This is a genomic window from Candidatus Pelagibacter ubique HTCC1062 (assembly GCF_000012345.1).
Classification (GTDB): domain Bacteria; phylum Pseudomonadota; class Alphaproteobacteria; order Pelagibacterales; family Pelagibacteraceae; genus Pelagibacter; species Pelagibacter ubiqueversans.
In genome coordinates this window covers 649,951-672,684 of sequence record NC_007205.1, presented here as the reverse complement: position 1 = coordinate 672,684, position 22,734 = coordinate 649,951, and the positions used below count along the sequence as shown (strand labels likewise).

At 30.2% G+C, this 22,734-nt stretch carries 21 protein-coding genes; 7 read left to right on the top strand and 14 right to left on the bottom strand.

Annotated elements, in window-relative coordinates; translation table 11 throughout:
- Positions 1–2: 2 nt before the first annotated feature.
- From SAR11_RS03475 to SAR11_RS03460, 4 genes are read right to left on the bottom strand one after another with little or no spacing between them, the layout of a single operon-like run.
- Positions 3–1,220 (bottom strand): aminopeptidase P family protein, encoded by a 1,218-nt coding sequence (locus SAR11_RS03475; protein WP_006997225.1) that lies wholly within the window; start codon positions 1,218–1,220, stop codon positions 3–5.
- A 5-nt stretch (positions 1,221–1,225) separates the two neighbouring features.
- On the bottom strand, positions 1,226–2,131 hold the full coding sequence (locus SAR11_RS03470) for a DMT family transporter (protein WP_041185781.1): 906 nt from the start codon (positions 2,129–2,131) through the stop codon (positions 1,226–1,228).
- A gap of 48 nt (positions 2,132–2,179) precedes the next feature.
- Positions 2,180–3,427, bottom strand: a complete 1,248-nt coding sequence (locus tag SAR11_RS03465) for a molybdopterin molybdotransferase MoeA (protein ID WP_011281868.1) — start codon at positions 3,425–3,427, stop codon at positions 2,180–2,182.
- Complete coding sequence (locus SAR11_RS03460) at positions 3,420–4,040, bottom strand: molybdenum cofactor guanylyltransferase (protein WP_011281867.1); 621 nt, start codon at positions 4,038–4,040, stop codon at positions 3,420–3,422. Before SAR11_RS03460 ends, SAR11_RS03465 begins: the two co-directional genes overlap by 8 nt.
- Positions 4,041–4,083: 43 nt before the next feature.
- On the opposite strand from SAR11_RS03460, the gene SAR11_RS03455 reads away from it, so the two are divergent.
- Genes SAR11_RS03455 through SAR11_RS03430 form a run of 6 tightly spaced genes read left to right on the top strand, consistent with a single transcriptional unit; the run spans position 4,084 to position 11,698 of the window.
- A complete protein-coding gene (locus SAR11_RS03455) occupies positions 4,084–4,482 on the top strand; it encodes an iron-sulfur cluster assembly scaffold protein (protein ID WP_006997229.1) in 399 nt (132 codons plus the stop codon).
- 2 nt (positions 4,483–4,484) lie between these two features.
- Entirely contained in the window at positions 4,485–4,961 is a 477-nt protein-coding gene (locus tag SAR11_RS03450) for an HPP family protein (protein ID WP_011281866.1), read from the top strand.
- A 4-nt stretch (positions 4,962–4,965) separates the two neighbouring features.
- Positions 4,966–5,808 carry a formate dehydrogenase accessory sulfurtransferase FdhD gene (fdhD, locus tag SAR11_RS03445; RefSeq protein WP_011281865.1) on the top strand — a complete coding sequence of 281 codons (843 nt, stop codon included), beginning with the start codon at positions 4,966–4,968 and terminating at the stop codon, positions 5,806–5,808.
- Positions 5,809–5,811: 3 nt separating this feature from the next.
- The gene (locus SAR11_RS03440; RefSeq protein ID WP_011281864.1) at positions 5,812–7,470 is read left to right on the top strand and encodes an NADH-ubiquinone oxidoreductase-F iron-sulfur binding region domain-containing protein; all 1,659 of its coding nucleotides are present in this window, start codon (positions 5,812–5,814) and stop codon (positions 7,468–7,470) included.
- Positions 7,470–10,238 carry a formate dehydrogenase subunit alpha gene (gene fdhF / locus SAR11_RS03435; RefSeq protein ID WP_011281863.1) on the top strand — a complete coding sequence of 923 codons (2,769 nt, stop codon included), beginning with the start codon at positions 7,470–7,472 and terminating at the stop codon, positions 10,236–10,238. Before SAR11_RS03440 ends, fdhF begins: the two co-directional genes overlap by 1 nt.
- A gap of 8 nt (positions 10,239–10,246) precedes the next feature.
- Entirely contained in the window at positions 10,247–11,698 is a 1,452-nt protein-coding gene (locus SAR11_RS03430) for a protein adenylyltransferase SelO (RefSeq protein WP_011281862.1), read from the top strand.
- Positions 11,699–11,707: 9 nt separating this feature from the next.
- Here the strand turns inward: SAR11_RS03430 and SAR11_RS03425 are convergent, their stop codons facing one another.
- Genes SAR11_RS03425 through SAR11_RS03415 form a run of 3 tightly spaced genes read right to left on the bottom strand, consistent with a single transcriptional unit; the run spans position 11,708 to position 13,852 of the window.
- A complete protein-coding gene (locus SAR11_RS03425; protein ID WP_011281861.1) occupies positions 11,708–12,244 on the bottom strand; it encodes a class I SAM-dependent methyltransferase in 537 nt (178 codons plus the stop codon).
- A 28-nt stretch (positions 12,245–12,272) separates the two neighbouring features.
- Positions 12,273–13,376, bottom strand: a complete 1,104-nt coding sequence (locus tag SAR11_RS03420) for an NAD(P)/FAD-dependent oxidoreductase (RefSeq protein WP_011281860.1) — start codon at positions 13,374–13,376, stop codon at positions 12,273–12,275.
- Between the two features lie 8 nt (positions 13,377–13,384).
- The gene (locus tag SAR11_RS03415; protein ID WP_011281859.1) at positions 13,385–13,852 is read right to left on the bottom strand and encodes a TspO/MBR family protein; all 468 of its coding nucleotides are present in this window, start codon (positions 13,850–13,852) and stop codon (positions 13,385–13,387) included.
- A gap of 21 nt (positions 13,853–13,873) precedes the next feature.
- Here SAR11_RS03415 and SAR11_RS03410 point away from each other — a divergent pair, with 21 nt between their 5' ends.
- A complete protein-coding gene (locus tag SAR11_RS03410; protein ID WP_011281858.1) occupies positions 13,874–14,635 on the top strand; it encodes an SDR family NAD(P)-dependent oxidoreductase in 762 nt (253 codons plus the stop codon).
- On the opposite strand, the gene SAR11_RS03405 is transcribed toward SAR11_RS03410, so the two are convergent.
- The 7 genes from SAR11_RS03405 to gcvT are packed head-to-tail and all read right to left on the bottom strand — an operon-like array spanning position 14,632 to position 22,731.
- On the bottom strand, positions 14,632–15,180 hold the full coding sequence (locus tag SAR11_RS03405) for a DUF3833 domain-containing protein (RefSeq protein WP_011281857.1): 549 nt from the start codon (positions 15,178–15,180) through the stop codon (positions 14,632–14,634). The two genes, SAR11_RS03410 and SAR11_RS03405, sit on opposite strands and share 4 nt — an antisense overlap.
- 13 nt (positions 15,181–15,193) lie before the next feature.
- The gene (locus tag SAR11_RS03400) at positions 15,194–16,372 is read right to left on the bottom strand and encodes an SAM-dependent methyltransferase (RefSeq protein WP_011281856.1); all 1,179 of its coding nucleotides are present in this window, start codon (positions 16,370–16,372) and stop codon (positions 15,194–15,196) included.
- Positions 16,372–17,139 (bottom strand): DUF1365 domain-containing protein, encoded by a 768-nt coding sequence (locus tag SAR11_RS03395; RefSeq protein ID WP_011281855.1) that lies wholly within the window; start codon positions 17,137–17,139, stop codon positions 16,372–16,374. The genes SAR11_RS03400 and SAR11_RS03395 overlap by 1 nt, the downstream gene beginning before the upstream one ends.
- Complete coding sequence (locus SAR11_RS03390) at positions 17,132–18,376, bottom strand: NAD(P)/FAD-dependent oxidoreductase (protein WP_011281854.1); 1,245 nt, start codon at positions 18,374–18,376, stop codon at positions 17,132–17,134. Before SAR11_RS03390 ends, SAR11_RS03395 begins: the two co-directional genes overlap by 8 nt.
- A 12-nt stretch (positions 18,377–18,388) precedes the next feature.
- Entirely contained in the window at positions 18,389–21,247 is a 2,859-nt protein-coding gene (gcvP, locus tag SAR11_RS03385) for an aminomethyl-transferring glycine dehydrogenase (RefSeq protein ID WP_011281853.1), read from the bottom strand.
- Entirely contained in the window at positions 21,248–21,628 is a 381-nt protein-coding gene (gene gcvH / locus SAR11_RS03380; RefSeq protein ID WP_006997244.1) for a glycine cleavage system protein GcvH, read from the bottom strand.
- Positions 21,625–22,731, bottom strand: coding sequence for a glycine cleavage system aminomethyltransferase GcvT (gene gcvT, locus SAR11_RS03375; RefSeq protein WP_011281852.1), 1,107 nt, complete (start codon positions 22,729–22,731; stop codon positions 21,625–21,627). The genes gcvH and gcvT overlap by 4 nt, the downstream gene beginning before the upstream one ends.
- Positions 22,732–22,734: the final 3 nt, after the last annotated feature.

Here is a 22,734-nt window from a genome sequence, read left to right as displayed (position 1 = left end):
ATTTATGATTTGATAATATTATGTTCTGGACCAAAAGGAAACTTAGTAATGTTTTCAGCATTATCTTTTCCTATAACCAAGATATCATGCTCTCTATATCCACCAGCTCCTGGTTTACCCTCTGGTATCATGATCATTGGTTCCATAGAAACCACCATGTTTTCCTCTAAGACAGTATCTATATCTTCACGTAATTCTAATCCTGCTTCTCTTCCATAGAAATGAGATAAGACACCAAATGAATGACCATAACCAAATGTTCGATAATGAAGATAACCAAGCTCAGCAAATAGTTCATTCAACTCATGACAAATATCAGAACATTTTACACCTGGTTTAATTAACTCTAGTCCTCTTTTATGAACTTTAACATTTGCTTCCCAAGCTTTTAAGGATGCATCATCAATTTTATCTAAAAAAAGAGTTCTCTCTAAAGCTGTGTAGTACCCTGAGATCATGGGGAAAGTATTTAAAGAAAGAATATCTCCTGATTTTAATTTTCTATTGGTTTTTGGGTTATGAGCACCATCCGTATTAAGTCCTGACTGAAACCAAACCCAGGTATCCATATATTCAGCATCCGGATACGTTTTTGCAATTTCACGTTCCATTCTATCTCTACCGGCTATTGCAATTTCAAGTTCGCTTTCTCCAACCTTAATATTTTTGACAATCTCTTCGCCCCCAAGATCAGCAATTCTTGCACCATTTTTAATAATTTCTATTTCTTCGGCAGATTTAATCATTCTAAGTTGCATTAAATCTTTTGAAACATCACTGAAAACTGAAAAAGTAAAAATAGACGTAAGCTTTTCTTTAACATCTAAGGTTACATGATCATTTTCAATACCAATATTCTTAGGAGGTTCGTCTCTTCCAATAATTGAAACAATTGCTTTTAAAAAATTATCTCTTTTCCAATCAGTATAAATAACATTATCACTATGAGATCTACGCCAAGGTTGACTAGCATCAATGTTTGCTGAAATTGTTGAAATTTTATTAGCCGTTACTACACAGCCATAAGGTCTACCAAAAGAACAATAAATAAATCCTGTATAGTAAGCAATGTTGTGCATTGAAGTTAAAATAATCATATCAAGATTATTTTTACTCATTGTGGTTCTTAATTTAGTTAATCGACTTTGATATTCTTGATCTGTAAAAGGTAGTTTAGCCTTTTCACCATTCTTTAGAGTAAAAAAATTTGGTCTTTCCATTATAATTAATTAAGAGCGATAAACCGTCTATTAGTTTTAATTGTAAGACTATAGTAAATGATAGACATAAAAAGAAAGAAGCCACCTATTATCGTATTAGTCGATGGGATCTCATTAATTCCTAAAATTGGAACCCATACCCAAAATATTCCCCCTATAACCTCAGTAAGTGACAATAAAGTAAGTTCTGCAGCGGGGATTGCTTTTGATCCAATAGAATATAAAATTAAACCCATACAAACTAACGTTCCATGTATAGAAAATAATGCTCCGTTATAACTTGAAGACAAGAAAACCATATCATTAGATAAAATAACTATTGCAGCAACTACAAAGCAAAATAAACCTGCAAAAGCTACTGTTGTAAATTTTGGTGTTTCTTTTTTCCATCTCAAAGTCACTGAAAAAACAGAAAACCCAATTGAAGAAGTCATCCCAAAAATAAGCCCTAATAAAGAATTTTTTTCAGTATTACCAATGGCTATAATTATTATTCCAACGGTTGCAATAAATATAGCTATCCAAACATTAAGTGAAATTTTTTCTTTTAAAAATAAGAAACCTAATAAAGCTGTAAAAAATGGCATTGCAGCTAAACAGAGTAAAGTAACAGCCGCACTAGTATTTGTTATTGAATAAATAAAGGTAATCATTGCAATACCTAGTCCAGTTCCACCAATAACACCCGACATTCCGATTTTTAAATAATTCTTATAAAAATCTTTTCCTTCTTCAAAAAATAGATAAAGATTTAAAATCAAAAAAATTGTTAAGCCTCTTGCAAAAATATATTGCCATGGAACTAAATTGGGTTGATCCATGTATCTTACAACCAAAGGTCCAAAGGACCATATAAGACCTGCTAATAAAACTACTGGAATTGCAATTTTTTCATTTTTTAGCTCAATCATAATTCGATACTTAATGCTTATTAATTGGCACTACAATAAAAATGAGATCTATTTAAAAATATTAATATTTGAACCAATTGGAGAATAGCAATCAATAAGTTCGCTCTTTTTAAAATTTGACTGACCATGTTTAAATAGGCCCCAAATATTAGACTCTACAAAAGATTTTATTCTAAAAGATTCCTGACCTTTGAGTACCTTGATTTCTAAATTTCCATTATGAGTTGTAGTAAGCCTTGCTTTTATAAATCTAGTAAAATTTTTTTTCTTAAAGAAAGAATTTTTTAACTTAGCTTTAAAAGGTTTTTCCTCCTTAACTCCAAGGATATTTAAAATATAGGGATATACAAAAAATCTAAAGCAGGCGGAAGAAGAAATAGGATTACCTGGAAGCCCAAAGAAAGCCTTTTCACTTCCTTTAAATTTAGCAAATAAAATTGGTTTACCCGGTCTAATGGCCACCCCTTTGAAAAAATTTGATAAATTAAATTTTTTTACTACAGAGGGGATAAAATCATGTTTACCTGCTGAAACAGCACCTGAGGTAACTATGATATCTATTTTTGATCTAAGATTTTTATCAATTTGTTTTTTAAAAAACTGTTCATCTTTATCTCTCAAAATTCCACCTTCTATATAATTAAACAAAAAATTATTAGATAAAGATTTTATATAATGACTGTTTGAATTTCTAACCTTCCAATCAGCAATATCTATGTTATTTGAAATTTCATTTCCTGTGGAAAAAAATAAAATATTAAGCTTCTTTTTAACCTTAATGCTTTTAATACCTAATGTTTTAAAGGCTAAGATATGCGATGGCTGAATAATAGTTCCTTTATTAATAACTAATTCATTTTTTTTATAATCAGATCCTGCATGTCTTATATGTTGATTAGTTTTAATCTTTTCATTTATTACGATAGACTTTTTATTGTTAGTAAACACAATTTTTTCTATGGGAATAATGGTGTCAAAATATTTAGGAATTAGAGCACCCGTCATCACTTCAACAGCTTGAAATTTTTTTACCTTATTTAATTTAGGATTATCACCTGCTGATATTGATTTTAAAATTTTAAATTCTTTAGGATTTTTTTTATTAATCGTAGATGTGTCTTTAGAATTAATAGCAAAACCATCAAATGCAGCATTAGTTCCTGCAGGATAATTCACAGGACAATAAATATCTTGAACATTAATTCTATTTAATGATTTTGATGTGTTTATAACTTCATCTTTAATGTTTATTTTTGATTTTATTAAAATATTTTTTGCTTTTTTGTAATCAATCATTTTTATCAAGATTTAAAATAGTTTGAGCAACATCAAGGTCTTCTTTGGTATTTATATTAAAAAAAGGATCGTAATTTTTTATTTTAATATCAATTGTGCTCACACCAACTTTATTAGCCCATTCCTCAACTTTTCGATAATTATTTATTACTAAATCTTCTTCTAATTTTTCCATTAAATCAATTGACCATAAACCAAAAATATTATGTCTTTTTTCGTTAGATTTAACAAAATATAAACTGCTTTTACTTTGTTCAATTCTTGCTTTGTATTCTTCAATAATAATTGGATCAAAAAATGGAGTATCAGATGGAAAAGTTGCAATCCATTTGTATGATTTTTTATTTTCTTTTATCCACTTCATGGAACTTAGCACTCCTGCTAAAGGTCCTAGATCATTAAAACAATCTGGAATTATTGTGGTATTTTTTGCTTCTTCTATCTTCAATGGATTACTTGAGACAATCAATATTTCTTCAAATTTATTGCTAATTTTGAACAAAACATGCTCTAGCAATGTTTTGGATCCAAGTTTTACGCAATTTTTATCTTGCCCAAATCTTTTTGATTTTCCACCTGCTAGTACAACAGCTAAAATATTGTTATCATTCATAAATCAAAATATAAAACATTAATCTCTTAATTAAAGAATTATAATGGACCTAAGAATTCTCGAAATTGCATCTAACACAGCAAATCACAAAATAGTTAAAAATCATACCCATCACTCAAAAAATAAAAACCCCTTGTGTGGTGACGAAATGGAAATCAGATTAATTGTGAAAAATGATAAAATTAAGGATATGGGTTACCAGTGCCGTTCATGTGTATATTGTCAGGCATCAGTTAGTATGCTGTCTCAAAAGATTATTGATCAAAATATAAGTGATATTAAGTCTCTTATTATTTCAATTGAAGGTTTGTTTAATGAAACAGATATTAAAATTGAAAAAAAATGGAATGATTTCAAAGAAATTATGAATAAAGATAATATCTCAAGAAAAGAATGTCTTTTATTACCGTTTAAAACAATATCGAAGGCATTGAAGTTTTAATCATGATTCACATTACTAAAGAAAAACTTTTAAAAGCATCTATCGCAGGAGTTTTATCAACTATTACTATTGGGTTTCTTACGCTGCTCACATATAAAACTACAATGGGGTTATTTTTAGCGGCCTCTTTTGGTTCTTCAATGGTATTACTATACGGATTTCCTGAAAGCCCATTCGCTCAACCTAAAAATATATTCTTTGGTCATTTCTTAACTGCACTAATAGGAATTTTGTTTATAAACTATGTTGATCTGCCAATATTTATAAATATTGCCTTGGCAGTTGGGTTCGGTATTTTTTTTATGATTGTGTTAGATGTTGTTCATCCACCAGCAGGTGGAAACCCTATTATGGTCATCATTGGAGGTGTTTCGTTTGAATATTTAATAAATCCTATAATTTTTGGTTGTCTAATAATTTTAATTTTTGGAATAATCTTAAATAAATTTATTTTAAAAAAGAACTACCCCTTAAGTTAATCCAATGAACTCAAAATATAAAATACAAAAATATAAGTCTAATAATTTAAATAATGTAGAAGACTTAATCTCTATTGAAGAACCTTTAGAAATTTCAATCAAATTTAAAACTAAAGAAACTTGGATACAAAATATAATCTCTATAACAATGAGAACGCCAGGTAATGATGAAGACCTAGTTAGAGGTTTTCTTTTCAACGAAAAAATTATTGAAAAAAATGAATATATTGAGAAAATTGAGAGTGTTGGAGATTATGTAGGTGAATATAAACTTCAAAATAAAATTGTTGTCACATTAAACAATTCTGAAAACATAGATATTGATAAGATTAAAAGAAATTTTTTAACAAATTCATCTTGTGGTGTTTGTGGTAAAACCTCTTTAGATTCATTAGAGATTATCAAAAAAGATAAGGTCTTAAAATCTTTACCTAAAATCTCTAAAGAAATAATTATCAAATCTCCTTCTGTGCTAAGGGATAATCAATCAGAGTTTTCTAAGACAGGTGGCATTCATGCTAGCGGTCTATTTACAAGCGATGGTGGAATAGTTTGTGTAAAAGAGGATGTTGGTCGACATAATGCTCTTGATAAATTAATTGGCTATTCATTAAATAAGGGATTATTAACCCCCTCTTCACAATTTATAACGTGCTCTGGAAGACTAAATTTTGAGCTAGTTCAAAAGGTTTTAATGACCAATATTGGTATTCTAATTGGAGTTGGTGCGCCAACAAGTCTAGCGATCGATTTAGCTAATAAGTTTGACATTACATTGATAGGTTTTGTAAAAGAAGATAGTTTTAATATTTATAGTAACAAAGACAGAGTGATAATTAAAGGTTAATAAGTGTCAAAAAATATAAGTAATTTATCCGGCAGAATAGGTTTAAAGAATAATCTGTTCGAAAAAATATCTGAACGATCATTAAAATCAAATAATGCTGATGGTATTAAGGAAATTGCAAAAGAATATAACATGGGTGTCTCAACTATTCATGGTGCAGAAAGTTTTTATGAATTTTTAAGACCCTCTCATAGAGAAAAAAAAGCTTTTGTTTGCAATGGAAGTGCTTGCATGTGTGCTGGTACTCAAGAGCCGCTTAAAAAAAAATTACAAGAAAAATTAGGTGACGATAAAGTTGGTGAAATGTTTTGCCTTGGTCACTGCTATGAAAATAATGCTTTTCATTATGATGGTGAGAATTATGCCGGAAACGATATTAATAAGATTGATCAAATAATTAAAGGTGAAGACATAGTTCAAGAAAAATTCTTTTCTAAAAGTTATGCCTCAACTAGTTTTTTAATGGATGACAAACTTTCTAATTTAGATCAATTTAATGAACAATTAAAAAAATTTATTGCTACTGACAAACAAGAAATAACTAAATCCCTTCTAGACTCTAATTTAACTGGCAGAGGTGGTGCTGGTTTTCCTACTGGTATGAAATGGGATTTTTGTAGAAAAGCTCCTTCTGAAAAAAAATATGTTATATGTAATGCCGATGAAGGTGACTCAGGTGCTTTCTCTGATAGATATTTATTAGAAGATCAACCATTAAAAGTTTTATTTGGAATGGTTATTTGTGGTTATGTTATTGGTAGTGATGAAGGTGTTTTATATATAAGAGGAGAGTACCCAAAATCTATAGAAGCAATAAATGGAGCAATTAATTCTTTAAAAAAAGCAGGCTTGCTTGGAGAAAATATTTTAGGAACTAAATTTTCTTTTGATTTAAATATTTGTATTGGTCAAGGTGCTTATATTTGTGGAGAAGAAACAGCATTGATTGCATCAATTGAAGGAAGAAGAGCTGAAGTAGATGTAAGACCTCCCTTCCCTGTCACTGAAGGTCTTTACAAGAAACCAACAGTTGTAAATAATGTTGAAACATTAGCTGCAGCTACGGGTATACTTATTAATGGAGCTGATAAGTTTTCTGCAATTGGAAATAAAAAATCTGCTGGAACCAAATTAGTTTGCTTTGATAGTTTTTTCAATAATCCAGGTGTTTATGAAGTTGAAATGGGAACACCAATGAAAAAAGTTTTAAATGATATTGGTGGTGGTTTTAAAGAACCCATTAAAGCATTACAAATTGGAGGTCCATTAGGAGGTGTAATTCCTATTACCGAGATTGAAAAATTAAATTTAGATTTTCAAGAATTTACTGCTGCAGGTTTTATGTTAGGACACGCGAGCATAGTAAGTATTCCAAAAGACTTTCCTATGGTTGAATATATTCATCATTTATTTGAGTTTTCTGCCGAAGAGTCATGTGGAAAATGCTTTCCTGGTAGACTTGGTTCTTACAGGGGTAAAGAAATGTTTGATCAAGCAAAGAATAAAACTGCTAAAATTCCATTAAAATTACTAAATGAGCTGCTTGTAACTATGCAAAAAGGCTGTTTATGCGCTTTGTGTGGAGCAATTCCTACTCCCATCATGAATATATTAAAATATTTTGGTGATGAAATGAAGGATGATATGGTGAAAGATAATTAATGAGCTCAGAAAAAAGAAAAATCGCCTACATAGATGGAAAACCATATGAAATTGGTCCAAACCATACGTCTGTTTTAAATTTTGTAAAAAGTTATTTGGGTGAAAAAAAAGTTCCAACTCTTTGTGATGATCCAAATTTAGCCCCTTATGGTGCTTGTAGAGTTTGTTCTGTAGAGGTGGCTCTTGTAAAAGATGGTCCAACTAAAGTTGTAGCATCATGCCATACACCAGTTGGTGAAAACCAATACATCTTTACAAATAATGAAAATTTAACGGCTTTAAGAAAAAATATTGTCGAACTAGTTTTAACTGACCACCCAATGGAATGTGGAACTTGTGAAGTAAATAATAATTGTGAACTACAAGATGTTGCAAATGATTTAGGCATTTCAGATCATAGATATAACACACCAAAACAACATAAAGGTATTCCAAGAGACACCTCTCATGATTATATGAGAATGAATTTAGATAACTGTATTAACTGTGGAAGATGTGTTCGTGCTTGTGACGAAATTCAAGGATCTTTTGTTTTAACAATGAGTGGTAGAGGATTTGAATCTAAAATCACAACTGACAACGATGCATTGTTTGGAGATTCGTCTTGTGTATCTTGTGGTGCTTGTGCACACACATGTCCAACAGATGCTATCTCTGATGTTTACCAATCAAAATCTGTTGCAGTAGATAAAAAAGTTAGAACAACTTGCTCTTACTGTGGTGTTGGATGTAATTTAGAAGCATCAATTAAAGATAATAAAGTTGTTGCAATATCTACGCCTAAAGAATCTGAAGTTAATGCAGGTCACACTTGTATTAAAGGAAGATATGCATTTGGATTTTACGATCATCCAGATAGGTTAAAAACTCCTCTAATTAAAAAAAATGGAAAATTTGAAGAAGCTTCATGGGATGAAGCATATGACTTTATTAAAAAAGAATTAAATAGAATTACAAAAGAAAGTGGTCCTGATGCAGTTGCTGGTATTTCTTCTGCAAGATGTACTAATGAAGAAAATTATGTATTTCAAAAAATGATTAGAGCTGCAATTGGAACTAATAATATTGATTGTTGTGCAAGAATTTGTCACTCACCAACAGCTTGGGGAATGCAACAAACTTTTGGAACTGGTGCTGCAACTAATTCTACAGAAGATATTTATCACGCAGATTTATTTATGGTTATAGGAGCAAATCCTACAAATGCTCACCCAGTTACCGGAGCAAAAATTAAACAACAAGTAATGAAAGGAAAAAAACTAATAGTTTTAGATCCAATTACTACTGAGCTTGCTAAACTTGCTGATTATCATATTAAACTTAGACCAGGAACAAATGTGGCTGTTTTAAATATGATGTTACATTTTATATTAAAAGCAAACCTTTATGATAAAGATTTTGTTAGAGATAGAACTGAAGGTTTTGCGAATTTCATTAAAGAAATTGAGAGACAAGATATGGATCATCTAGCGAAAGTCGCTGGTGTTGATAAACAGTTAGTTAAAGAAGCAGCAATTGCTTATGCGACAGCTAAAAACTCTATGGAATTCCACGGTTTAGGAGTTACTGAACAAGAACAAGGATCTAAGACGGTGATGTTAATTGCTGATCTTGCAATGATTACTGGAAATATTGGTAGAAAAGGTGTTGGAGTTAACCCATTAAGAGGACAAAATAATGTCCAAGGTGCAGCTGATATGGGTTGTCAACCTCATCAAGGTGCAGGTTATTTTGAAGTAGCTGATGAAAAAGTTCAAAATTTCTACACTGAAAAATATGGAGTAGTACACCCAACCAAAGCAGGATTAAAAATTCCAGAAATGTTTGATGGTGCTATTAATAAAGAAGTTAAAGCAGTCTGGATTATTGGAGAAGATATTGTTCAAACAGATCCAAATAGTGCACATGTGGTTCAGGCAATGAACTCGTTAGAATTATTAGTTGTTCAAGAAATTTTTATGAGTGAAACAGCAAAACTTGCAACAGTAGTATTACCTGGAACAACTTTCTTAGAAAAAAATGGAACCTTTACTAATACCGAAAGAAGAATTCAAAGAGTTAATCGAGCTGTTCCTCCATTACCTGGTACTAAAACTGATGGAACAATTGTAACAGACATGATGCAAAAATTAGGCTTTGACCAACCTGAATATGACGCTGATCAAGTTCTAGCAGAGATAGCTGATATTGTTCCTTTCTTTAAAGGGGTAACAAGAGAAAGACTTGGTAAAATGGGATTACAATGGCCAGTTCAAGAGGATGGAACAGATACACAAATTTTACATAAAGAAACTTTTAAGCTTGGAAAAGGACGTCTTAAAAATTTTGATTGGAAAGAGTCTACAGAAATTGAAACAAATAAAAAAGAATACCCATTAATTTTAACAACTAGTAGAGTTCTACAACATTACAATGCTGCTACGATGACAAGACGTACAAGTAACATCAATATAGTTTCTGAAGACTTATTATTAGTTCATCCAAATGATGCCAACAAAAGAGAGTTAAATACAGGTGACATAGGAAGACTTTATTCTGGACGAGGAGAAGTTGCTCTAAAAGTAGAAGTTACAGATAAAGTTAAAGAAGGCATAGTATTTACAACATTCCATTTTCCAGAACACATGGTTAATATGGTAACGGGTCATGGTAAAGATGAAGAAACAATGTGTGCAGAATACAAAGTTTCAGCAGTTGAAGTTCAAAAAATCTCAAACCAATTTAAAACTGAAATCAAACCAAAAGAAAATCAAGCAGAAGTTAACTAATCGATAAAATGACAATTGGTTGGCATTTCGACAATAGTTATTCAAGATTACCAAAAACATTCAAAGAAAATATCAACCCTGTTGCAGTAAATGCACCAGAAATATTAATATTAAATAAAGATCTGGCAAATAAATTAGATCTAGATTTTTCAAATATTAATGATGATGATTTATCAAAAATTTTTTCAGGAAATCTATTGCCTGAAGGATCTAACTCTATAGCACAAGCTTATGCTGGTCACCAATTTGGTCATTTTACAATGCTTGGTGATGGAAGAGCTGTTTTAATCGGCGAACACCTGACCAAAAATAATGAACGATTTGATATACAATTCAAAGGTTCTGGTAGAACTCCATTCTCACGAAGTGGTGACGGTAGGGCTGTTTTAGGCCCAATGTTGAGAGAATATATAATAAGTGAAGCAATGCATTTTTTAAAAATACCTACTACTAGAAGTTTAGCGGTAGTTAAAACTGGTGAAGATGTGGTTAGGGAACAAATTTCACAAGGTGCAATTCTTACAAGGGTGGCCTTAGGCCATCTAAGAGTTGGAACATTTCAATACATTGCTGCAAAACAAAATATTAGTGATTTAGAAATCTTAATTAATTACACAATTGAAAAGTACTACCCCAATATAAAATCATCAAAGAATAAAGCATTAGACTTACTAAATGTTTTAATCGAAAAACAAACCCAACTTGTAATTGATTGGATGCGTGTTGGTTTTATTCATGGGGTTATGAATACTGACAATATGTCTATCTCTGGTGAAACAATAGATTATGGTCCTTGCGCCTTTATGGATGTTTATGATCCTAAAACAGTTTTTAGTTCAATAGATCAACTAGGAAGGTATGCCTATGAAAATCAACCAAAAATTACCAAATGGAATTTAACAAGGTTTGCTGAATGTCTAATTCCTCTTATTAGTACCAATGAAGATGAAGCGATTAAATTAGCTACAGAGGCTTTAGATAAATTTGAACAAAATTATGAAACAAAATGGTTAAATATGATGAGAGATAAGCTTGGGTTATATGGTGAAGATAAAGAAGATAAAAATTTAATTATGGAATTATTAAATTGGATGAAAGAAAAAAAAGCAGATTATACAAATACTTTTATTTTTTTGATGAATAAGACAATTAAAAATTCTGAAGTTTATGATAATGCGGACTTTGATTTGTGGAAAACTAAATGGATGAAAAGATTAGTAATGTTTGGTAACACTCATGATAAATCTGTGGACTTAATGAGTTCTTGTAACCCGATGGTAATACCTCGTAATCACAAAATTGAAGAGGCTTTAATGTTAGCTAATAATGGTGATTTAACCTTGTTTAATAAATTAATAAAAATATTAAAAAATCCTTACCTAGTTAATAACGGAGATTTAGAGCTTATGTCACCTGCTCCACATAGTGATGAAAAATACCAAACTTTTTGTGGGACCTAATCTTTAGATCTATTTAAAAGCTACAACATTTAAACTTATTGGGAAACCATAAGGTTTATAAGAACTTGTATCTTCAAATATATCGAAATTTATTACTTTTTCAATTTTTGTAAATTTAGTTTTTTCAAGAGCAGACTTTAAAAAACCAAAATTCCAACCAAAATAATGAAAATCATAATCATCGGTTTGACCTCCAAAGATCATTCTTAATACATGCATTTTTATTTCACCTTCAGTTTTATCAATTTTAGTTGCATAATCTTTTAGTGGCATTAAAAAAAATTTAAATAAAATATCTATGTCTGGAACAGATACATAAAACTTTCCACCAGTTTTTAAAACCCTATTGATTCCACTTAAAGTACTTATAATTTTTTTTTGTGGCACATGCTCAAAAACATGGCTAGCGTAAATTTCATTAATAGATTCATCTTCAAATTGACTTAAATCAGAAATATCACCAATAAAATCTACACCATCTTTATTTTGAATGTTTAATATTTTCCACCCACTTTTTTGAATTTTACCACCTATATGAAGTTTCATAAAAAACTATACCATTTTTTATAAAAATTTATAATACATAGGGTTCTGGTCTAGCATTATTATCAAGAACTCTTTCAACAGAAAAATCACTAATATCAATCGTTTGATAAGATCCTGTAGAGATTAATTCAGTTAATGCTCTTCCTATTCCAGGTGCTTGCATTAATCCTCTACCGGTAAAACCTGAAGCCATATATACATTTTCATATTTAGGGTGTTTACCAACTACGGCATTGTTGTCTAATTTATTGCAATCATAATAACCAGCCCATCCACCAGTTAATTTTAATTCTTCAAAAGCAGGAATTCTTTGTGCTAATGCAGGCCATACTAATTCTTCAAAATCATTCCAAGCTGGTTCTAGATCAGTAGCATCAAATACTGAATTAGGTGAACCTGCTAAATACTCTCCACCCTCAGGTCTCCAGTAAACACCCGTTGTTAAATCTCCTGTTAATGGCATTTCTTTAATATATTTAGGGCATTTAACTCTAAAAACTGTGTGTTTTTGCGGAACTACTGGGATATCTTTTAGTAATTCTTTAGTCCAACATCCTGCTGCCGAAATAATTGTTTTAGCTTTGATATCTGAAATATTTTTCACTTCACCTTTAATAAATTCAGCACCTAATTCAATTGCCTTACTTTTTAAGGCGCTATGAAACATGAAAGGATCAATCCATCCCTCACTTTGGTTGTCAGTATAAGTTGCTGTTTCAATACCTTCACTATTTATATAAGGAAATATTTTTGATAGTTCAGAACCTTTGATATTTTTAGTTCCAGCTTCACAAGCTTCATGATTTTTTAAGGCTTCATATTGTTCCTCAGCATGCTCTGGACCAAACATTAACAAGTAGCCATTTGTAACCATGCTTGCTGTAGGGTTTGGATTTTTTTCAGTTTTAAGTAATTCTGGTATTTGAAAAATAAATTCTCTAGCAAACTTTCCAAGTAATATGTTTTCTTTTTGAAAAAACTGTCTTCTAAATCCACCAAGGGACAATGGAAATGAAGCTGTTTTATAAGTTGGGTCTCTTTCTATAACTTTTACTTTTCTACCTTCTTTAGATAAAAAATAAGCTGTAGCAGTTCCAATTATTCCACCACCTACTATTACAACATCATCCATAATTTATTTTAATTTAATATGATTAAACTTATATTAAGAAGTAAAGCAAAGAGACACCAAAGTAAATAAGGAATCATTAAATAATAACTATACAAGTTGACACGCTTAAATCTAATTATGAGAATAATTATCAATAAAATTAAAATTACTAATACAATCATAGCTAAAACTATTTTATGAAAAACAAAAAAAACTATACTCCAAGTTGTATTAAAAATTAAATGAATGAAATAAAGGTAAATAGTGTTCATGTCTCTATTTTTACTATGCCAAAATTTCCAGATAGCAATTGTCATAAAAAAATAGAGTGTTGTCCAAACTGGTGCAAAAATCCAATCTGGTGGATTAAATGAAGGTTTGATGATTAAAGAATACCAAGGCTCTTTAAAACCTACAGTAGCTAAACCTCCTATTGCAGATGCAGAAAAAGTTACAAGAGCAAACAATAAAAAAGATAAGAATTTGTTTTTTAACATATTTCTATTATACAATAGAATATGGAAGATAAAAAAGTTATTTGGATAACAGGTGCAAGTAGTGGAATTGGTAAGGCTCTTGCAATCAAATTTGCAGAAAATGGGTGGATGGTTGCTGCATCTGCAAGACGTGAAAATTTATTAAATGAACTTAAAAAAATTAATCAAAATATATTTCCTTTTCCTTTGGATGTTACTGAAGTCGATGCATGTAAATTAGTCGCAAAAGACATAATCAAACAATTTAATAATATTGATATCTGTGTGTTCGGTACTGGCATGCATGATCCAAAATCAGAAAAAAAATTTAATTTAGACAAGATAAGAGAAATAATGGAAGTTAATTATTTTGGAACCATGAATTCAATTAATTCAATCTATGATTATTTTTCTGAGAAAAAAAATGGCCAAATATCTATAATTTCTTCAGTTGCGGGCTATAGAGGATTACCTGCAGCTGGTGCATATTGTGCTTCAAAATCAGCACTTACTAGCTTTGCTGAAAGCTTAAACTTTGATATGAGAATGAAGAATGTGCGTGTTTCGTTAATCAGCCCCGGTTTCATAAAAACGCCTATGACTGATCAAAATGATTTTCCAATGCCCATGATCAAAACTCCAGAATTTGCTGCAGATGAAATTTATAAAGGATTAGTAATCAAAAAAAGTTTTGAAATACATTTCCCCAAAGCCTTTACCTATTTTTTAAAATTCCTTCAAATGCTACCTAGTAGTTTATATTTTAAACTAGTTGCTAGAGGTATGAAGAAGATTGATTATTAATTTTTTTTAAAGAAAACTGTCAATTCACCAACTTTAAATCCAAACTTTGTAAGTGTAGCTCGATTAATTGCAACATCTTCATCCTGTTTAAAAATCCAATCATCAAAAGAAACTTTAATATTCTTTCCTTTAAATGGGACCATTAAATCGTACTCAAATTTAAAAGCTGATCCATATTGATAACCTTTAGCTGTACCGACGACATCGGGTGCCGTTCCTTCGTAATAATTTTGATCAATCTTTTTGATTTTCCATATACGATTTTGTTTTTCTCCGTCTGTCCAATAAAAATCTTCTTTAAGAGTTAAAATATCTCCCTCAAAACTACCTGTCATATCAGCTTTAAACTGTCTAGTAACTTTACCACTACGGTCTTGTAGTAGACCCCATGCTTTAACCGGACCATTAAAATATTGCTCTATAGTCATAGTTGGTTCAGTGTTTTTAAAATCTGTCGGTTTCATAGAGTTATTGTTTATACAACTTGCTGTAAAGAATAAAGCAAATATTAACACTGTTAATCTAATTATCTTAAAGTTTATCATGTAGCTCCTATAGTTATTTATTTTGTAGTGAAAATTGAATTAAGTCTATGTTTTTTGATTTAAAACCAGCTTCACAATATGAAAGGTAAAATTCCCACATTTTTTTAAATTTTAAATCAAAGCCTTGTTTTTTAATTAAGTCCCATTTTTTAATAAATATTTCTCTCCAAATAATCAAAGTCTCGGAGTAATGATTGGCATATGAATTATACTCACCAAATTTTAATCCATTTTTATCAACATAATTTTGTAATTCACTTTTTGAGGGTAAAAAACCACCAGGGAAAATATATTGTTGTATAAAATCTTTTTTATTTTTATATCTATTAAATAAACTATCATCGATAGTTATGGCTTGAATGCCCACGGTACCCGAGGGTGTTAGATTATTTTTAATCGTATTAAAATAACTATCTAAATAGTTTTGACCTACAGCCTCAATCATTTCTATTGATGCAATATGATCATATTTATCCTTTAAATCTCTATAATCTTTAATTTGAATATTTACTTTTTCATTAAGTCCACATCGATGAATTCTCTCTTTAGCAAATTCATATTGTTTTTTGGAAATAGTAATACAATCTAATTTAACATCATAATTAGTACCTAAATACTCAGCAAAACCACCCCAACCACAACCAATTTCTAAAATTTTATTACCACTTGAGGGTCTTATAAGATCAATTAGTTTTTGATATTTATTGTTCTGAGCTTCAAAAAGTTCTTGTTTGGGGCTTTCAAATATAGCACTGGAATAGGTTAAAGTTTTATCAAGCCATAATGAAAAAAAATCATTTCCTAAATCATAATGTTTGGCAATATTTTCTTTACTTCTATTTTTAGTATTTTTTATAATTTTATTTTTAATAAAATTGATAAAAGGCAAATCGAAGATTCCAGAAAATTTATAAATAGTTTTTATATTCTTTGCTGTTAACTCAATCAAATCAGAAAGATTATTTGTTATAAAAAGATCTTTCATATAAGACTCTCCCAAACCAATACTTCCACTTTTAATCAAATTATAATTTAGGCTTTCATCTTTAATTTCTAAAAAAACTTTTAAATTTTCATCAGGGTTGCCAAACTTTAAAACTTCACCATTTACTTTTTTAATTTCAAGAAAACCATGTTTAATATTTTTTAATGCACTAAACACAATCAAATCTGAAATTTTGTAAATTAACATTAGTTTTCGATAGTAATATTATTCTTAATATTTAATTTTTTTTTTATAAATTTAATTCCTTTTGTCCATAATTTAAATGCCTCATAATGTATCGCTATAATGATTTTGAATGTCATTAATGGATGTTTTAAATAAGATTTAAGTAGGTTTCTATTGGTCAATTCACTTTTAATACCATCTTGTGAAGCGTATAATACTTTGCCAACTGGATCATTCAGATCAATTATTACAGATATTTTATTACCAGGTTTCAATAGTCTAAAAAAATAAATACAATTCATTTCTATAAATGGAGATACATGAAATTTCTTCTTACACATATGTTGAATCAGATTTTGGTCTTTTTTAGTTTTAAAAACATAAACATGTTGCTCGCCAAATGTGTTTTTTACTTCATATAATATAGATATTAGATCAAAATTTTTGTCGTAGACATAAAAAACACTTAATGGATTAAATACATATCCAAATATTCTTGGGTAACATAAAAGTTTAATATGAACATCGTTAGTATCAATATTATTTTTTCTAAGATTACCTAAAACCCATTCCTTAAGAGAGCTCCCATCTCTTGCTCCATGGTCTTTATCAAAGAAACTAATAATATTTAGTTTATTGTATGAAAATATCTTTAAAGATTTGTGTAGTAAATCTACTTCCGATAAATCTATAAGAAGTGAAAATACATTGTAATTAAAACTATGAATTTTGGGCTTAAATCTTTTATGAATTACATTTCCTGTATAAATATAAGAATTTTTAATCATTAAGTGTTTTTAGCATATCAATAGAGGACTTTATTCCATCCTCGTGAAAACCATAACCAAAATAACTACCACAAAATAAAATATGTTTTTTATTTTGAATTTTATGCAGGTTGCTTTGATTGGCTAATGCTTCTGTATCGTAATAAGGGTGAGTAAATGCTACTTTTTTAAATATCTTATCATTTGGAATTTCTTTAAATGGATTAATTGTTAAAAAAATATTTCTATCTATCTTTAAATTTTGTAACTGATTTATCCAATATGTTACAGCTGTCTTTTCATTATTATTTGAGTCCATTGAAGAATTCCAAGCACACCATGCTTTTTTATTTTTAGGCATAACACTTTCATCAAAATGTATTACTGCAGTGTTTGCTCTATATTTAAATTTTCTTAATATTGTCTTCTCGTCTAGTGTTGGATTATCAATTATCTTTAATGCTTCGTCTGCATGAGTTGCTATTACAACTTTATCATATTCAAAGAACTCATTTTCCTCCCCATAAAAAATTTTAGCACCTAAATCATTTCTAGTGATTTTATTTATATTGTAATTCTTAAAATGTTCTCCACTAACTTGGCCTATTATCTTATCGACATAAGTTTTGCTTCGATTTGTAACCGTAAACCATTGAGGTCTATCTTTAATTTTAAACAGTCCATGATTCTTGAAAAAGCTTAGAAAAAAAGATAATGGCATTTGTTTCGCTTCATATGGAGGCATCGACCATATAGCAGATACCATTGGTATAATATGATAATTAATAAAATATTCTGAAATTTTTATTTCTGTTAAATACTCCCCTAATGTTATCGAACTAATTTTTTTAATTTCTATTTTTTCACAGTTTTTATAAAAGCTTAAAATTTCAAAAAACATTTTTAAGAATTTTGGATTAAATAAATTTTTTTTATTAGAAAAAATTCCACCTAATCCTTTTCCACAATATTCTAATCCACTATTTTCTACAGTAACAGAAAATGACATATCACTTTTTTCAATCTCTATTTTATTTTCTAAAAAAAAATTAATTAAATTTGGATATGTTTGCTTATTAAAAACCATAAATCCAATATCTATTGGAATTTCTTTGTTAGGGTTGTAAGCAACCTTTATTGTATTTGCGTGACCCCCAAATTGATTTTCTTTTTCAAATAAATCAACTTTATGTTTTTTAGATAGGTAATAAGCAGCACTTAATCCTGATATACCAGCACCTACTACAGCAATTTTCATCTTAGTAAATATCTAAGCAGCTGTGTCTTCGTACTCTTCCATAGATGGACATGTGCAAAACAAGTTTTTATCTCCATAAACATTATCTACTCTACCAACTGGAGGCCAATATTTATTTGTTCTTAAAAACTCTGAAGGATAAGCGGCCTCTTCTCTTTCATACTTATGATCCCACTTATTGGATGTTAATTCAACGTGAGTATGTGGCGCATTCTTCAATGGGTTGTCAGTCTTGTCATATTCACCCGACTGAATTTTATCTATTTCTTGTTTTATTTTTATAAGAGTAGAACAAAATTTATCAATTTCACTCAAACTTTCACTTTCTGTAGGTTCAATCATCATTGTACCAGCAACAGGCCAAGACATTGTTGGAGCATGGTAGCCAAAATCAATCAATCGCTTTGCAATATCTTCTTCAGTGATCCCTGTTTCACTTTTTATCGTTCTAATATCAATGATACATTCATGAGCTACATTGCCACTTTTACCCTTATATAAAATTGGAAAAGAGTCTTTTAATTTGTGGGCAATATAATTTGCATTTAGTATTGCAACTTGTGATGCTTTTCTTAAGCCTTCAGAACCCATCATCTTTATATACATCCATGAAATCGATAAGATACTTGAGCTACCCCAAGGAGCTGCAGATACCGCTCCCATTCCAGTCACTGGACCACAATCTTTTATCACAGAATGTTTTGGCAAAAATATTTCTAAATGTTTTTTACACGCTATTGGTCCCATACCAGGTCCACCACCGCCATGAGGTATACAAAATGTTTTATGCAAATTTATATGACAAACATCTGGTCCAAAATTTCCTGGTTTAGCAATACCTACTAATGCATTTAAGTTAGCTCCATCCATGTAAACTTGCCCACCATGATTATGAATTAACTCACATATGTCAGTTATTTTCTCTTCAAATACACCATGTGTTGATGGATAAGTGACCATAAGGGCAGCTAAATTTTCTGAATGTTCTTCAGCTTTATTTTTTAAATCTTCATAGTCTACGTTTCCATATTGATCACATTTAACAACAACTACTTTCATACCAACCATTTGAGCACTAGCCGGGTTTGTGCCATGCGCTGAACTTGGAATTAAACAAACATTACGATTCGTTTCACCATTTTTTTCATGAAATTTACGTATTACCATTAGACCAGCAAACTCTCCTTGAGCACCAGCATTTGGTTGCAATGAAACTCCAGAAAATCCAGTAATTGATCTCAACCAGTTTTTCAAATCTGTAAATAATTCTCTATAACCATCCATTTGCTCTACAGGAGAAAAAGGATGTGGCTGTGAAAATTCTTTCCAGGTAACTGGTATCATTTCTGCAACTGCATTAAGTTTCATAGTGCACGAGCCTAAGGCAATCATAGATTTATTTAAAGCAATGTCAGAGTCTTCTAATTTTTTTAAATATCTAAGCATTTCTGTTTCCGAATGATAACTATTAAAAACTGGATGATCTAAATAAGTTGAAGTTCTTAATAGGTTTTTTGGAATATTAGATAAACTTTCATTCATAGTTTCTTTAATTGTTTCTGAACAATTAAAGATTTTTAGTAACTGATTTGCTCTATAAAGATTTTTTCTCTCATCAAAAGATACTGCTAACATTTCAGAATTCACTTTTCTGATGTTCACTCCTTGATCTAAAGCATTTTTGTATATCTTCTCTGTTTTATCTAGAGTTTTTATTGTAACCGTATCAAAAAATTCATTTGAATAAAGTTCATAACCAGATTGCTTTAGTTTATCTGCAAAATTTTTAGTTAATTGAGAGACACTTTCTGCAATTTTTTTAATTCCTTGTGGACCATGATAGACCGCATATGCTGCAGAAACTATTGCCAATAATGCTTGTGCAGTACAAATATTACTTGTAGCTTTGTCTCTTCTTATATGTTGCTCTCTTGTTTGAAGGGCAAGTCTATATGCTTTTTTCCCATGTCTATCTACTGACACACCTACTATTCTGCCTGGCATTGATCTTTTATATTCATCTTTTGTAGCAAAAAATGCTGCATGGGGACCACCATAACCCATTGGAATTCCGAAACGTTGAGAGCTACCGACAGCAATATCGGCACCTAACTCAGCAGGTGTTTTTAGTTTAGCAAGTGCTAACAAATCACATGCTAAAACTGCTTTTCCATTAAATTTATGTATTTTACTAATAGCCTCACTTGGGTCTTTAATATCTCCAAGGGTTCCTGGATATTGAATGATACCACATATAATATCTTCTTTAATATCTTTATCTTCGTCACCAACTATTATTTCTAGGCCTAAAGGTTCAGCTCTTGTTTTAATCACATCAATTGTTTGAGGATGACAATTTTTTGAAACAAAAACTTTTTTAGATTCAGACTTGGATATTCTATAACTCAATCCCATAGCTTCCGCTGCAGCTGTTCCTTCATCTAAAAGAGAGGCATTAGCAATATCCATTCCAGTAAAGTCAATTATCATTTGTTGAAAATTTAATAACATTTCCAATCTTCCTTGTGCTACTTCTGGCTGATAAGGGGTATAAGAAGTATACCATCCTGGATTTTCTAAAATATTTCTAAGTATTACATAGGGAGTATAAGTTCCATAATAACCCATTCCTATAAAACTAGAATAAATCTTATTTTTTTTAGAAATATCTTTTAATTTTCTAAGTGCTTTATATTCAGAATTTGGATCACCAATATCTAAATCATCTTTAAGAAGAATTTTTTCTGGTACAGTATCTTTTATTAAATCATCAAGATTTTGGTATCCCAACTCTTTAAGCATAACGTTTTGTTCATCAACAGATGGACCTATATGTCTTTGTATAAAATCTTTTTGAGCATTTTTTAACATTTAACTACCACTTTCTTTTGAAAATTTTTCGTATTCTTCTTTATTCATTAATGAGTCCATTTCAGACTTATCAGTAATTTTTAATTTAAAAAACCATGCTTCATTTTCTGGATCAGAATTAACTTTTGCAGGATCGTCAACAATGGCTTGGTTATTTTCGATAATTTCTCCAGATACAGGAGTATAAATATCACTTGCAGCCTTTGTAGATTCTACAACTCCAGCATTGCCATCTTTAACCACAGAAGATCCTATTTCTGGTAACTCTACGAAAACAATATCTCCTAGCATTTCGGTTGCATGTTGTGTAATTCCTACAACAGCAGTGTCTCCATCTAACTTTATCCACTCGTGTTCTTTAGAATATTTTACTTCACTCATTTACTAGCTCCTTTCACATAACTTTTTTTATAAAATGGCAAATTACTTATAATTGCCGGATATTTTTTTCCTCTCACTTCTAAAAAAACCTTAGTATCAATTTTAGAAAATGAATTTTCTACATAACCCATTGCAACTGGGGCCTGAACGCTGGGTCCAAAAGTTCCACTTGTAATTTCCCCAATATTTTTATCATCCTCACTAAATATTGAAGTTTTTTCACGGGCTATAATTCTTCCTTCTGGCTTAATACCTACGCGGATTTTGCTTACTCCTTTCTCGATTTGAGATTTAATTTTTTCACATCCAATAAACCCACCCTCAAGAATTCTATTTTTTGATATCGCCCATTTTAAATTTGCTTCTACTGGGCTTTTATTAATATCCATGTCATGACCATACAAACAAAGTCCCGCCTCTAGTCTCAAGGTATCTCTAGCACCTAATCCAATTAAATTAGCCCCTTCATCTATGAGTTTTTGCACAAACACTTCTGCGTTCTCATTTTTGATCGATATCTCAAATCCATCTTCACCGGTATAGCCTGATCTTGTGATATAAATATCCTCTTTAAGATAATTAAACGTATCACCATTCATAAATTTCAGATCTGACACTCCGTTGATTATCTTTTCTAGTATTTGGACTGCTTTAGGACCTTGAATTGCTATAAGCGATAGCTCTTCACTTAAAATCATTTCATACTTATCTTCTAACAATTTAGTTAAAAGTTTAAAATCTGTATTCTTACAAGCAGCATTTAATACAATGTTAAAACCACCTTCAACTTTTGTGATAATTAAATCATCATAAATTCCTGCTTCATCATTCATTAAAAAACTATATTTGGATTGATTTAATTTAGCCTTACTCAATTCAGCTGGAAAAATTTTTTCAAGATCTTTTGCCAACTTATCATCTCCTTTAATGAATAACTGACCCATATGGGACACATCAAAAATACCTGCATTTTCTCTTGTACTTTTGTGTTCCTCAATAATTCCTTTAGAATATTGAATTGGCATTTGATACCCAGCAAATGGAACAAACTTAGCTCCATGCTTTTGATGTAAACTGTAAAGTGCGGTTTTTAAAATATCCATATT